Below are 14,410 nucleotides of genomic sequence, written 5' to 3'. Positions count from 1 at the left end.
GTTTAAGGTCGCTTAGGCAGCAATAATCAAGTTCAAAACCTGCAGGTTGGCCAGCTTTAGGCTTATGCAGCGATTAATCCCCCCTTTAATATTACCTATTGCCAGAATACTACTTATTACCAGAATATTACCTATTAGCAGTTTCGATATATAGCCCGAACATCGCAACACATCCATACAGACTTAACTGCCCTACCGTATTCTAAACTAACCCAATGTTTTGCTTATGTGCTACGAAGACCGATGAGTCGTTTTAGCTGTTCAGTTCAATCAAAAACAACCATTAGCAAGCATGACTTTACGCTTTAAGGTAAACAAATAAGACAAAATGAGCAGAAATAATATTAACTACGCCTAATTCACAGCAATCATTGGCAGCTGAATGCCCATAATTGCTAATTATTTACATAAATGTAAATAACCGTTAAAAGAGTAGTTTTGAACATGGGTTAGTTTGAAACTTAAATAAATTTTAACAAAATGGTTTTATATCAATAGTATAGATAACACCTCTCAATTGGCGCACAGATTTTGTGAAGATAAAACTTAAAACGTAATCGAGGTAATACGCGTTTTTCGTCACACACGTTTACATAATCAGCCTGTCACAATTCACCAATTCAATTAACATACAATCAAAATTCTAATTAGATTTGCTCATATTATCTTTAGCAAGCAGTAAAAGATTGTGTATAGAGTGGAGTGCTTCAACAAGAGGACGTGTTTGTGGCTACAAAAAAACAGATCATTTTACCTATAGTCGTTATCGCCGTTGGCGTAGCTGGGTTTATTGGCATGTCAGCAATGAAAAAACCACCAGAAGAGAAAGAAGAATTGGATACGACCCCACTTGTGTCTGTTCAAGCGGTAGAGATCCATCCAATGAGCTTTGCTGTTAGCTCCTACGGTGTTGTCAGTGCCAAATATGAAACAGAACTGGTATCACAAGTAAACGGTGAAATTGTTTATTTATCAGAAGCCTTTGTCAAAGGTGGATTTGTTAAAAAGGGCGATGTTTTAGCTAAAATCGATCCAAGTGATTATGAAGCTGCGCTAATCGATGCCAAAGCTAATATGGCTTCAGCCAGAGCAACTTTAGTGCAAGAAAAAGCATTTGGTAAAGTTGCTGAGGAAGAATGGAAACGTATTGAAAATGGCGTTCCAACAGAACTCAGTTTACGTAAGCCACAGCTGGCGCAAGAAGTTGCCAAGCTTAACTCTTCAGAAGCTGGGCTTAAACGCGCTAATCGTAATTTAGAAAGAACCATTATCAAAGCACCATATGATGCACTCATTGAAGCGCGCAATATCGGCTTAGGATCATACGTGAGTATGGGGACTCCCCTTGGAAAAGTATTAAGTACTGCTCACGCCGAAATACGCTTACCAATCGCCGATAAAGAGCTGCAGTTTTTAGATAGTAAAGGCAAAGGCGCCGAGGTTGTATTAACCGGTGAATTTGCAGGGCAAATGCAGCAATGGCCTGCAACAATCGTGAGAAGTGAAGGCGTTATTGATAATCGTAGCCGAATGACTTATTTAGTGGCTGAAGTTGTTGACCCTTACGGTCTTAAAACGAATAGCAAGGGCTCAAATGGTAGTGAGTTGCGTTATGGCACTTATGTCACCGCAAGTATTGACGGTAGCCATGCAGGACAAGTCGCTGAACTACCAAGGCATCTAGTCATAAATAACCAAGTCGCTATCTTAGATCATGAAGGTAAGCTTAGGTATAAAGACATTACTATTGTGCGCCAAATAGGTTCAAAAGTGATTGTATCTGCTGGCCTTGAAGAAGGCGCCAATTTGATCACTTCTGCGCTTGATTATCCTATTGAAGGCATGCAGCTCGCTTTGCCGCAAGAAGCAACGCTCGATGATGATACGAAAGAGCCGCAAGCCACGCAATTAGCGATGGAAGAGAAGGACTAATTCATGATCGATACTAATAAAGGCATTATCGCTTGGTTTGCCCGGAACAGTGTTGCGGCAAACTTACTGATGATTATCATCTTGTTAGGTGGTCTTCTTACCGCTAATACGATCCGTAAACAGTTTTTCCCCGCAGTTGAAATTAACTGGTTAGAGTTCAATGCGGTCTATCCTGGTGCAGCGCCGCAAGAAGTAGAAGAAGGGATCACGATTAAGATTGAGGAAGCACTTGAAAGTGTTCAAGGTCTTAAACGCGTTATCACCTACTCTAACCGTAATATGTCGTCGGGTTATTTTAGAATTGAAGATTCATACGACCCTCAGGTAGTGCTTGAGGAAGTAAAATCTGAAATTGACTCTATTTCCAGTTTCCCTGATGGGATGGAGCGCCCAAAGGTTGAACGGATTAAGATCCGTCAAGAAGTAATGTATATGAGTCTTTATGGTGACTTATCGCAAAAGCAACTTAAAGATCTTGGCGAAAAAATTCATGATGAATTGCTACAACTTCCAAAAGTAAACATCACAGATTTTTACGGTGGTCTCGGTTATGAAATCGCTATAGAAGTCAGTAAAGATAGATTACGTGAATTTGGATTAGGGTTTAACGATGTCGCTGAAGCAGTGCGTGGTTATTCGCGTAATATGTCTGCTGGACAAATTCGCGCAGAAAACGGCTATATCAACCTTCGCGTACAAAACCAAGCTTATGTCGGTTATGAGTTTGAAAGCTTACCGCTTATTACTCTTGAAGATGGTACTACGCTATTACTTGGTGATGTAGCAACTGTTATCGACGGTTTTGAAGAAGGCATTCAATACTCAAAGTTTAACGGGAAAAACTCAGTTACTTTCTTTATTGGTGCTGCTAACGATCAAAGTCTTACTGATGTTGCTGATGTCGTTAAAGGATACATTGCAGAAAAACAAAAAGTGTTACCACAAGGCGTTAAGTTAGAGCCTTGGGTGGATATGACTTATTACCTTGAGGGTCGCTTAGATCTCATGTTAGACAGCATGAAAAGCGGCGCGGTATTAGTCTTCATATTGTTAGCTCTGTTTTTACGTGTTCGTCTAGCGTTTTGGGTAATGATGGGCTTGCCTGTGTGTTTCCTTGGTACCCTGCTATTCATGCCGCTAGGAATGATAGATGTCACGATCAACGTGATTAGTCTTTTTGCCTTTATCTTAGTGCTGGGTATTGTGGTCGATGATGCCATTGTGATGGGAGAAAGTGCTCACGCAGAATGCGAAGAAAAAGGCCAGACATTAGATAATGTTATTCGCGGTGTTAAGCGTGTTGCGATGCCTGCAACTTTTGGTGTTCTCACTACCATTGCGGCATTTTTACCGATAACCATGGATGACGGCCCTTCTTCAGCATTTGGCCAAGCTATCGGATTTGTGGTTATTCTTTGTCTTATCTTCTCATTGATTGAGTCTAAGCTTATCTTGCCGGCTCACTTGGCGAGAATGAAACAAAAGACCATAGTTAAACCTGGCTCTAAGAATCCTTTAGATTGGCTAAGAAACATCGTTAACTTCTTGCAAGATAAAGTCGATAGCGGTTTAAAGATTTTAATCATTAAGTACTATCGCCCGTCGTTAGAAGTTGCAGTTAAGTATCGCTACACGGTTATTATGGTGTTCATTAGCTTGATTATGGTGTGCGCAGGCCTATATGCCGGTGGTTTAGTGCGCTTTATTGGTCAACCTAAAATCCCACACGATTTCCCGCGGATCTCATTTGAGATGAACATTGATGCGTCTGAGCGTTCTACCTTGTCGGCAGCTTTGGCCATTGAGAAAGCGCTTAAACAAGTCGATAAGCAAATTGAAGCTGAGTACGGCCAGAATATGATTTCAGATCTTCAGGTTGAGCTTCGCGGTCGAACGGCTGCAGAGATCAGAACAAAACTCGTTGACCCTGAAATTCGTCCTATCGATACTTTTGCCGTTGCCGAACTTTGGCGTCAAAACATGCCGTCTATCCCTGGAATGAAGTCTTTCACTATTCAAGACAACTTGTTTGGTGGTGGCCGTGATGACGGTGATATTAGCTTTAGGTTAGAAGGTAAAGATGACGCTCAGCTAGTTGCAGCAGCAAAAGAGTTAAAGGCTAAGTTAAATACCCTAAAAGGTGTTGGCGATGTCAATGATAGTCGTCAATCGAGTGCTAAAGAGATCCAGTTTGAACTAAAACCCCTAGCCCATAGCTTAGGATTAACCCTTGCCGATATCGCTCGTCAGGTGGGTAATAGTTTTTACGGTCTTGAAGCCCAGCGTATTTTGCGCAACGGTGAAGAGATTAAAGTGATGCTGCGTTACCCTGAGGAGCAACGTAACTCTATTGCTCAGGTTTCTGATGTGATGATTAAAACTCCACAAGGCGCTGAAATCCCATTGTCTGAAGTTGCCGCTATTGTGGTGACTGATGGAGTGAATAGTATTCGCCGCGAAAATGGTAACCGTACGATTAATGTGTGGGGCTCGGTTGATGCTGACCAAGCAGAGCCATTTAAATTAGCAAAAGATATTCGCGATAACTTCCTACCTGAGTTATTAGCTAAGTATCCTCGCGTAAAAAGTGAGGTGTCAGGCAATATTCAAGAGCAGCTTGATAGCGCTGATACGCAATTAAGAGACTTCTTAATCTCTATGTTGGTGATATACAGCCTACTCGCTATTCCACTTAAATCCTATTCACAGCCGATTATGATTATGGCTGTGATCCCATTTGGTGTGATTGGCTCAGTGCTTGGGCATATGTTACTTGGTTTGGACTTAAGTGCCCTTTCGGTGTTTGGTATTATCGCAGCAGCGGGTGTAGTGGTGAATGACTCTTTGGTGATGGTAGATTACATCAATAAATCCAGAGAATCCGGTGTAGCCATGAAGTTGTCGGTACTTGAAGCCGGTTGTCGACGTTTTAGAGCAATCTTACTGACTTCACTAACAACCTTTATTGGCTTAGTGCCGATTATGACGGAAACCAGTATGCAAGCGCAGATGGTGATCCCTATGGCAGTGTCTTTAGCCTTTGGTGTGTTGTTTGCGACTGTAGTGACGTTAGTGTTAATCCCTTGCTTGTACATTATGATTGAAGATATCAAGCGCATGATAGGCAGTAAATCGCGGGTTGAAGAGCCAATAAGCGAACCAGCAACTGTCAGTTAAACAATGGTTCTTACTGAATTGAAAGCCCGGGCTAAGCACTCGGGCTTTTTTGTTTTAAAAGTATGTATTTTAAAAATGTGAGTCTGAAGCTCAACCTGATAACATTCCCGAAATGTATTAATAAGCACATGGAAAGGCAATTCAAGGCTGAATTAGCTTTATATAGGTAAAGTTTTGATTAGCATTTAAAGAAAATTGAGTTACTTTTAGCAGAACTCTTTAGGAAATAAATAAGGTGCTATGAATCTAGAACACTTAAAATTGTTTGTACGTTTAGCCTCAACCCACAATATTAGTCTTGCGGGGCAAGAGCTAGGGCTTTCACCAGCGGTTGCAAGTGTACATATTAATAAGTTAGAAGAAAGTCTAGGTGTACGCCTTTTGCACCGTACCACGCGTAAAGTGTCATTAACTGAAGAAGGTGAATCCTTCCTGCCCCATGCACTAGAAGTGCTCGCAACAGCTGAAGCAGCTAGAGCCGCTGTTGGCGCCGGCTTTTCATCACCAAGTGGCACACTGAGAGTCACAGCCCCCGCTTCGTTCGGCCGATTGCATATGGTGGGTGCGATGAAAAGTTTTATGCAGCAATATCCAGATTTGACAGTAGATTTACGCTTTTCAGATACCATTATTGATTTAGTTGATGGCGGTTTTGATGTCGCCATCCGCATTGCTGAACTGAAAGACTCATCGTTAATTGCGCGTAAACTTGCATCTGACAGACGCGTTGTATGCGCCTCGCCAGCTTATATAAAAGAGCACGGCGCCCCGGCTACGCCACAAGAACTTAGCAATCATCAATGTATTAACTTAATGAACTTAGATACCTGGAGTTTTGAAACAGATAAAGGACCTTTTAGTATCAAGACTAAAGGATGTTTTAGAACAGATAATGGTGATGCAATGCGTGATGCGACCATAGACGGTTTGGGTCTATCGGTTAACTCTATTTGGAGTGTGTACCAACAACTGGTAAGCGGTGAATTAGTTGAAGTATTGACAGATTATCCGTTTGCTTCAAACGCCTCTATTTGGGCTATTTACCCAAGTTCTCGCTTAATCGCGCCTAAAGTAAGAGCGTTTATCGACTTCTTTAACCAATACTATGGCCAGCCAGCTTATTGGGAAACAGCGTTAAAAGCTGCTAAGTCATAAACATCGAAATAGAGATCGAAATAGACATTTTATATTGGCCCTGTGAGCAAACCTTAAGGCTAGCTCTAATTGTCCGCTAACAGGTAACTGCTTAACGCGTTTTATTGGTAGCGGACGGTTTATTTATAAGGCTTTTAATCTGAGATTAACAATGGCTAACCTTGTTTGTCGCCAATTGCATCACCAAGAGAAAGTCTGGATGACTCTATCTTCTGCTTGCGATCTAACATCAATGGCTGAGTTTACCTTAGCTAAGAAGCCTGCTTGGCAATCAGGTAATGCGCCTTTTAGTGACACAATATTATTGCCATGGTCACCCCAATAGAAAGTATTAAAATCGAGATGATTGAGTAAGTATTGCTCTTCTTGCAAGATTTGTAGTTCAGTCGGCATGATAAACTCTCCACGCTTAACTTCTTGTTCTAGCACTGTTCCTGGTTGAATGGCTAATGCCATAGGGGCTATCTCATCAGGCTGCATTTGGTTTAACAGATCGGTAGTGGCAGCTATATGCTCATGAGAACGCTCTTTACCACCTAAGCCAAAGATAAAAGATAGCAGGGTTTGTATTCCCGCTTCTTTAGCCATTTGCATGCCTTTTATGGCTTGCTCTGGGCTCATATTCTTTTTGATTTTATCAAGTACCTGACGGTCACCTGACTCTAGACCCGAATATGTCATGGTTAATCCAGCATCTTTTAGTTCTTTAAGTTCGGCTACCGACTTACGTCTAAAGTCATTTAAGCCGCTATACATTGAAACTTTACTGCATTCAGGGAAGGTGCTTCGCAGTTTATCAAATACCTTTAATAGGTAATCAGTTCGTGCCGCCATTACATTGCCATCAATCAGAAATATAGAGTCTATATGTGAATAGTAATGCCTTAATCGTTCTATATCGTTAAATACATCTTCTAACTCTCTAACTTTAAAACGCTTATCATCAAACATACTGCAAAACGTGCAGGTATTAGCGCTGCAGCCTAGGGTGATTTGTATAAGTATGCTTTTCGCCTCTGCCCAAGGGCGATACACTTTTCCTTGGTAATTCATTTTTCAATCTCTCGTTTGTAAATTAAGACGCGCTACGACCTTATGGCGCTGCGACTGCTCTATTGCTCTGTTGATGAATCAACTTCTGCAAACTGAGAATGTTAGTCTAACCACTTCTATAAAATTGATAATGTCCGTTAATAGATAATCATTTTATGCTTATTATTGATAATTGTTTTGTCGGTGAGTTGGGTTTGGAATAACTCGTCGTGGCAATAAAAAGGCCTGCAAACATGCAGGCCTTTTTAGCGAGTATTTAGTTATGAGGCTATTGAAGGATTATCAGCTCATTAATAGTTTTGATAAGCTCCGCTGCTCTTGAGGAATCTAAAGCATCTGGATGCGGTGATGCAAATGCGCCAATATCATTATCAAAATATTGCCCTGAGGCAGTGAGAAACTCATCAGCCAGCGCTGCACGAACTAAAATATCTGCGCCAACAGACAGATCGCCGCCAGCAATGCCATAAGCTGTTTTTACCATCTTACTGCCAAGCAATGATTTTGGATTAACAGACACTATAACTTTGTTACTGCCCTTTTGACTTTCAGCTAAGCCCAATGCGTGAGACCACATAGTTAATGCCAGTTTACTTTGCGCATAGGCCTGACCATCTGCTAGGGATTTATTACCTTTTAACGCGCTGACTTCAACACTTGCTTGTGCAGCAGAAGATAGATTAACAACCCGGCCATCATCAGCAATTAAAGCCAGTAAACCCTTTGTCAAAATATAAGGAGCAATTGTGTTTACCGCAAAGCGGACGTCAAGGTTATCGGCCGTCGTGGTTTCACTAGCAGCAAATACCCCAGCATTATTAATTAATACGTCAATAACAGGGAAACGTTGTTTGATTTCTGCCACCATGGCTTGTGTGGCATGAATACTCGATAGATCTGCAACTATTGTTGCTACATCAATGCCATAGTTATCGATAACCATCTTTGCAACAGCTTCAAGCTTAGTCGGGTTTCGGCCGTGAATAATTAGACTGTGGTCCTGCTCTGCCAGCATTTTTACGGTTTCTAAGCCAATGCCATCCGTTGCGCCTGTCACGAGTATTGTCTTTTGCATCTTATAAACCTTAGTTATTGGCGATTGATTTGCAATGACAATAATAGCTTTTGTTTTAGCTTTCTAGCGCTTAGGTTAACGAATGAGTTTATAGAAATATTTGATAATAGACTTGAATTGAAGGTTTCTAAAGATAATTTGAGTGCGCTTTTAGAATCGTATTATTTATTTCGCGCCAAGATAAGTCCGGTAAACAACAGCTACCCTTAGCGTTTTCGCTAATTTTCAAATTAAGAAAGGTAGAGATTTGAATCTTACATAGATAAGGCATAAACCACGAGCTTATGGATACGTTATTAACCGATTAGCTTGTAGATACGAATAAGCCCTTAACATTCGTGCTAAGGGCTTATTCTAAATGTGGCGGAGAGATAGGGGTTTGGCCCCTACATATGTACGCTGTAAACCATGGTTATAGATACGAAAAAGCCCCTAACATTTCTGCTAAGGGCTTTATCATAAATATGGCGGAGAGATAGGGATTTGAACCCTAGATGGGCTATAAACCCATGCCGGTTTTCAAGACCGGTGCATTCGACCACTCTGCCATCTCTCCGAACGCCGCGAATAATATAGCGCTCTTATAATCTTGTAAAGTGATAATTAGAAAATATTATCACTTTACTGTTAGAGAAGACCTACTTGGTTATTTCTCGTCCTGATTGATTGCGATACGTGCAGGATCTGGCATTACAATCTCTTCACTCACTTCATTCCAGCTCTTGTAGTTACGTAGTTTAAAGCCGATAAACACGATGAAAGAACAGATCATGATCCCCCAACCAATCGCGACTTCACCACTTGTGGCCCACATAGCAACTAAACTTGAAGCACCAAACGATAAGCTGATCTGAAGGAAGTTCTGTAGACCAGCAGCTTTTGCCGCGTTGTCAGGAAATTCCTGTAATGCACCGTTAACAACAATCGGATAAATACCACCGCTACATGCTGCTAAAACAGAAAATATAGCCAGTAACGGGTAGATAGACAGACCCTGAAGTAAAATAGTCACAACAGCAATAGACATTGCACATGTGCCAAATACCGATAGTAAAAGCTTTAGGGTTTTCTCTGCACCAATTTTACGAATAAGGGTTTTACTCGCATAACCACCTAAAATAAAGGTAATAGTTTGCGGAATAAAACTCAGTCCAATTGCAGTCGCATCAAAACCATGTTGCTCCATCACAACTGGCCAAAGCGTTAGGTATGAGAAAAATGCACCAGAACACGCGCCAAAGATAACTACGTTACCTAGGTATTTAGTATTTTTAAGAATAGATAAGTAGTTAATCTCTTTCTTATCATGACTAATAGCTTTAGTTTCAGCCGGCACAAACCAAACCGTTAGTAAAATCATTATTGCAGCCATACCGGTTAAAGTAATGAAAATGCTCTGCCATCCTAACGACTGCAAAATAAATGCGCCAAGGATTGGAGCAAGTGCTGGAGATAACGCCACTAACGGCATAATATTAGAAAAAACACCCTGAGCTTTTGCAGCATCATATTTTTCAATAACGATAGCTTGCCAAATAACGCCTGCAGAACATGCACCTAATGCTTGTATAAAACGTGAAATGTTGAACACTAACATCGAATCACTAACGGCTATTGAGAAACTGGCTGCAGCAAACAATACTAAGCCTAAGATTAGCGAATTGCGTTTACCAAAACGCTCAACTAAAGGACCATACAGTAACTGCCCTAGCGCTAAGCCAGCTAAAAAGAATGTCAAAGACATTGCGACTTGTGATGGTGATGTTGCCATTGTGTCTTCAATTGCTTTGAATGCAGGCAAGTACATGTCAGTGGCAATAAAGCCCAACATGCTCAATACTGCTAGATATGCTAGAAAAATGTAGTATTTTACACTTGTTAGTGAGTTCATAATTCGAAATTCTGATCTTGATTTATTAAAGTCGCGCAGTGTAAACACTTGCTAATGTGCTGTGAAACGTTTATTTTTCACATTAGCTATCAAAAAAAATCACAGCAGGATGTGAACCATGCTTTCAGAACAGTCTCTTCAACTTATCGATATGGTAGCTCGGGTGGGCAGTTTTACAGCCGCAGCCAATAAATTACATAAAGTCCCGTCAGCTGTAAGTTATGCAGTTAAACAAATAGAAGAAGAACTGGGCGTGGTGCTTTTTGTTCGCCACCACAGAAGCGTTAGCTTAACTGCAGCCGGAGAGCACTTCGTTAAACAGTCACGCTCATTACTCACTGATATTGACGCAATGCGTGCAGACACCATACGTGTTGCCAATGGTTGGCAACCCACTCTATCAATTGCGCTCGATAACATCGTACGCGCAGACAAAATAAGTAATTTAATCGCCGATTTTTATCGAACCTTTGACAATGTTGAGCTAATTATTCGCATTGAAGTGTTTAACGGCGTGTGGGAATCAATTGCGACTGGGCGCAGTGACATTGCGATTGGTGCAACAACGGCTATTCCTGTTGGTGGTGATTATCACTTTAGAGACATGGGCGAAATTGAATGGTGTTTTCTCGTCGGTAAAAATCACCCTCTTGCTGATATCGACCGTCCACTCTCTGACGATGAGTTAAGACAATACCCCTCTATTTGTCTAGAAGATACCTCTCGAGAGATCCCTAAACGCATGACGTGGTTGTTAGAAAATCAACGTAGATTAGTTGTGCCTGACTGGATCCGCGCCATTAACTGCTTTCGAGAAGGTTTAGGTGTGGGCTATATGCCTGCCCACTTTGCGTTTCCCTTTATTAAAACCGGTGCATTAATTGAAAAGCAGCTTGAAAGGCCCAATAAAACAAGTCCGTGCTGTTTAGCCTGGAACGCTACCAATAAGTCCCCTGCCATGGCTTGGGTACTTGATTATTTGGGCGATAGCGAGAAACTTCATAAAGACTGGTTAGATTAACTACGCTTAACTTAGCTAATTTTGGCGGTTAAGCGCTTTATACCTTGGTTTAGCTGCTGTATGATTCAATAACTTAACGCAAGGTTTACTTCCTTTTATCTAATTTAGGGAACTCCTTGTTAATCTTGTGCTCAAATTATATAGCTTGAATATTTGTCTTCGGAGAAAGAAATGAAAGATATGACACAACAAACCGCGTATAGCAGTACTACCGTAGAGGTAAATAAACTGCTGAAAAATACGTATATGCTGCTCTCTATGACACTTGCATTCTCTGCAGTGTGTGCGGGTTTGGCAATGGCTCTAGCCATCAGCCCTATGATGTCTCTTGGTCTATCTCTTGGTAGCTTAGTGTTATTGTTTGTAACCCTTAAAAAAGCTGATTCTAGTGCTGGGATCTTCTGGGTATTCGCTTTCACAGGTATGCAAGGCGCATCGCTTGGTTACATCCTTAACCACTATGCTGGTATGGCAAACGGTCCACAGCTAATTATGCAAGCGTTAGGCTTAACGTCTGTTATCTTTGTTGCACTTTCTGGCTATGCAGTAACGACTAAGAAAGATTTCTCTTTCATGCGTGGTTTCCTAATCGCTGGTCTTGTGATTATGGTTGTAGGCCTACTGGTTAACTTATTCTTAGGTAACGGCATGGTGTTTATGGCACTCAATGCGGGTATCGCACTGTTAATGACGGGCTTTATTCTTTACGATACAAGCAAAATCGTTAATGGCGGCGAAACTAACTATATTCGCGCTACTATCGCTTTATACTTAGATTTCTTAAACCTTTTCGTTGCCCTACTGCATTTAATGGGCATTGGCGGCGATGACTAATACCAATTAAATTTAATTGAGTTAAAATGGTCCTATTACAGGGCCATTTTTTTTACCATGAGCAAATTTATAATCCAGGTTAACTCTGCCGCATACGGTAACGCAGCAAGTTACAGTGCCTACCGTTTCGCCAAATCCGCATTAGAGAGTGGCCACAGTATTGATAAGATTTTTTTCTATCAGGATGGTGTGTTGAATACCAATTACCTCAATAGTCCAGCCAGCGATGAATTCGACCTAATGCAAGCTTGGATTGAATTGCATAACCAATACGGTACAGCCTTAGTTAATTGTGTTTCCGCTGCACTGCGTCGTGGCGTTATGTCCGAGTCTGATGCAAAAGAGAGTGGCCACGGCCACTGGAATATGCAGGCGCCGTTTATTATGGGCGGTCTGGGTGAGTTAGTGATCGGCATAGAATCGGCTGATAGATTAGTCTGCTTTTAACTTTTGAGTTAATCTTTTTTGCAAGGTCAAAAGCGTTTATGAAAAAATTGTGTATTGTTTTCAAGCAGCCACCTCATGGTACTGCACATGGCCGAGAAGGCCTTGATTTTTCTTTGCTCAGCGCAAGTTTTGAGCAAGAAGTTAGCTTGTTATTTACTAATGAGGCAGTGTTAACTCTGCTTAAAGACCAAGATCCTGAGTCTATTGGAGCTAAAGACTATATTGCGACATTAGGCGCATTACCTTTGTATGACATAGATACAGTCTTGGTGTGTAGCGAGTCTATGCAAGAGTTGGGACTGTCAGAACAAGAACTGCGGATTGGCGTAACCTTAAGCGCACCAGAAGAGATTGCTAGCCATTTAAATGCAGTGGATGAGGTTATCGTTTTCTAATGATTTTACACCTAATACAAAGCTCACCTGAGCAAAGTTCTGCATTAAAGACCTGCTTACGCTATGCGAGGCAATCGGATTCTATTTTGCTGACGGGTAATTCGGTTAACTGCTTGCTAAAACAAGCTTGGGCCACACAGTTAAAAGAGTATAATGTGGCTGCATTGCAAGAAGATATCATTGCTCGTGGACTTACAAGCCTTTTAAAAGACACAAAACAAATCAATTACGATGAGTTTGTCTCTCTCAGTCTTAAATTTAATAAAGTTATTAGTTGGTAAAATGATTGAATTCAACGGAACACAAATCGAAACGGATCACCAAGGCTACCTAAAGTCTGTTAATGACTGGACTCCTGAGCTTGCTCCAATTATTGCCGCTGAAGAAGACATCACTCTTACTGAAGCGCACTGGGAAGTGGTCAACTTTGTCCGAGACTTTTATTTAGAGTTTAAAACCAGCCCAGCTATTAGAGTGTTAGTTAAAGCTATTGGTTTAAAGTTAGGAGCAGATAAAGGTAACTCTAAGTACCTCTACACCCTATTCCCAGTAGGACCCGCAAAGCAAGCGACAAAAATCGCAGGTTTACCGAAACCGGCTAAGTGTATTTAGACTCACTTTGCCATGATCAAATCTTAAAAAGCCCTGTTAAATTGGGCTTTCCTAATTTTAAACTTCATATAGCCTTTTTTTCTGCGCTTGATATATGCCAATTAAAGCAAGACCCATAACGCTATAAAATAAGGTTTGGGCTGATAGTTCAATGACTAATGCCGCCTCAGTTAAATGGCTATGTAAAACCACCCCACTCAATGCGTTAATTACCGTTAATACAAACGGATAAAGTAGCAAAAGTAAGCCTGCCGATTTTATTTTGTAGAGTCTATTGGGATTATTGATAAATCCACTAATAGTAAATAATGCGCTTGCCAAGAAGCCATTACCAATAAGCATAAGTAACGCGACGATTCTAACTTGCAAAGGTGCGGCCTCTATTGCTTTTGGATAATCTTCGATTAATTCAGTTAAAAAAGTTAATGGACTTAACATGCCCCACAATGGGTAAAGAATTAATGTAAAAGCAAATAGGTACAGAAGCTTAGAGATAATATTCATCGTTCCTCCATTAAACAATATATGAAAGCATGAGCAATGTTCTACAACTAACTCCGTCTTTATTGAGTCGTAGAAGTAAGACTAAAGAGATTGAAAAACGTTCAATTTAAAAAGCTACCGCAAACCAGATAGGCTTAGTGCCTGTAATTCTAAAATGTAGCTAAAAAACGTTGTACGTTAATACAGAGGCTTTAATGATGGTACCCGTGGTTGGGCTTGAACTGGCACGCCTGATTTCAATGAAGAGTGCGAGGGATTTTAAAAATCCACTTTATCTCAGAAACAAAAAAGCCTCCGCTTGATGCGGAGGCTTT

General features: G+C 41.0%; 13 protein-coding genes and 1 tRNA gene. 9 read left to right on the top strand and 5 right to left on the bottom strand.

The window, feature by feature from the left end:
- Nucleotides 1–726: 726 nt before the first annotated feature.
- The 3 genes from AB4298_RS12375 to AB4298_RS12365 all read left to right on the top strand — a co-directional run bounded on the left by AB4298_RS12375 (nucleotide 727) and on the right by AB4298_RS12365 (nucleotide 6,264).
- Nucleotides 727–1,932 carry an efflux RND transporter periplasmic adaptor subunit gene (locus AB4298_RS12375; protein ID WP_371986935.1) on the top strand — a complete coding sequence of 402 codons (1,206 nt, stop codon included), beginning with the start codon at nucleotides 727–729 and terminating at the stop codon, nucleotides 1,930–1,932.
- Nucleotides 1,933–1,935: 3 nt separating this feature from the next.
- Nucleotides 1,936–5,109 (top strand): efflux RND transporter permease subunit, encoded by a 3,174-nt coding sequence (locus tag AB4298_RS12370; protein WP_371986933.1) that lies wholly within the window; start codon nucleotides 1,936–1,938, stop codon nucleotides 5,107–5,109.
- Between the two features lie 240 nt (nucleotides 5,110–5,349).
- The gene (locus AB4298_RS12365; protein WP_371986932.1) at nucleotides 5,350–6,264 is read left to right on the top strand and encodes a LysR family transcriptional regulator; all 915 of its coding nucleotides are present in this window, start codon (nucleotides 5,350–5,352) and stop codon (nucleotides 6,262–6,264) included.
- Nucleotides 6,265–6,444: 180 nt separating this feature from the next.
- Here AB4298_RS12365 and AB4298_RS12360 read toward each other — a convergent pair whose 3' ends face one another.
- The 4 genes from AB4298_RS12360 to punC form a co-directional block, all read right to left on the bottom strand.
- Nucleotides 6,445–7,317, bottom strand: coding sequence for a B12-binding domain-containing radical SAM protein (locus AB4298_RS12360; protein ID WP_371986931.1), 873 nt, complete (start codon nucleotides 7,315–7,317; stop codon nucleotides 6,445–6,447).
- 268 nt (nucleotides 7,318–7,585) lie between these two features.
- On the bottom strand, nucleotides 7,586–8,392 hold the full coding sequence (locus tag AB4298_RS12355; protein ID WP_371986930.1) for an SDR family NAD(P)-dependent oxidoreductase: 807 nt from the start codon (nucleotides 8,390–8,392) through the stop codon (nucleotides 7,586–7,588).
- Nucleotides 8,393–8,857: 465 nt separating this feature from the next.
- Nucleotides 8,858–8,948 (bottom strand) — tRNA-Ser (locus tag AB4298_RS12350).
- Nucleotides 8,949–9,038: 90 nt separating this feature from the next.
- Nucleotides 9,039–10,283 carry a purine nucleoside transporter PunC gene (gene punC, locus AB4298_RS12345; protein WP_371986929.1) on the bottom strand — a complete coding sequence of 415 codons (1,245 nt, stop codon included), beginning with the start codon at nucleotides 10,281–10,283 and terminating at the stop codon, nucleotides 9,039–9,041.
- 118 nt (nucleotides 10,284–10,401) lie between these two features.
- Here punC and punR point away from each other — a divergent pair, with 118 nt between their 5' ends.
- The 6 genes from punR (at nucleotide 10,402) to AB4298_RS12315 (ending at nucleotide 13,592) form a co-directional block, all read left to right on the top strand.
- Nucleotides 10,402–11,304, top strand: a complete 903-nt coding sequence (gene punR, locus AB4298_RS12340) for a DNA-binding transcriptional activator PunR (protein WP_220781365.1) — start codon at nucleotides 10,402–10,404, stop codon at nucleotides 11,302–11,304.
- A gap of 180 nt (nucleotides 11,305–11,484) precedes the next feature.
- Complete coding sequence (locus AB4298_RS12335) at nucleotides 11,485–12,138, top strand: Bax inhibitor-1/YccA family protein (RefSeq protein ID WP_371987032.1); 654 nt, start codon at nucleotides 11,485–11,487, stop codon at nucleotides 12,136–12,138.
- A 57-nt stretch (nucleotides 12,139–12,195) separates the two neighbouring features.
- Complete coding sequence (tusD, locus tag AB4298_RS12330; protein ID WP_371986928.1) at nucleotides 12,196–12,585, top strand: sulfurtransferase complex subunit TusD; 390 nt, start codon at nucleotides 12,196–12,198, stop codon at nucleotides 12,583–12,585.
- Nucleotides 12,586–12,623: 38 nt separating this feature from the next.
- On the top strand, nucleotides 12,624–12,980 hold the full coding sequence (tusC, locus tag AB4298_RS12325; RefSeq protein WP_371986927.1) for a sulfurtransferase complex subunit TusC: 357 nt from the start codon (nucleotides 12,624–12,626) through the stop codon (nucleotides 12,978–12,980).
- Nucleotides 12,980–13,261, top strand: coding sequence for a sulfurtransferase complex subunit TusB (tusB, locus tag AB4298_RS12320; protein ID WP_371986926.1), 282 nt, complete (start codon nucleotides 12,980–12,982; stop codon nucleotides 13,259–13,261). Before tusC ends, tusB begins: the two co-directional genes overlap by 1 nt.
- 1 nt (nucleotide 13,262) lies before the next feature.
- Nucleotides 13,263–13,592, top strand: a complete 330-nt coding sequence (locus AB4298_RS12315) for a TusE/DsrC/DsvC family sulfur relay protein (RefSeq protein WP_248997125.1) — start codon at nucleotides 13,263–13,265, stop codon at nucleotides 13,590–13,592.
- Between the two features lie 57 nt (nucleotides 13,593–13,649).
- On the opposite strand, the gene AB4298_RS12310 is transcribed toward AB4298_RS12315, so the two are convergent.
- Entirely contained in the window at nucleotides 13,650–14,096 is a 447-nt protein-coding gene (locus tag AB4298_RS12310; RefSeq protein ID WP_371986924.1) for a hypothetical protein, read from the bottom strand.
- Between the last annotated feature and the right edge of the window lie 314 nt (nucleotides 14,097–14,410).

It is taken from the genome of Shewanella sp. 10N.261.52.F9 (assembly GCF_041471165.1).
GTDB lineage: Bacteria > Pseudomonadota > Gammaproteobacteria > Enterobacterales > Shewanellaceae > Shewanella > Shewanella marinintestina.
This window is presented reverse-complemented; position numbering and strand designations above follow the sequence as displayed.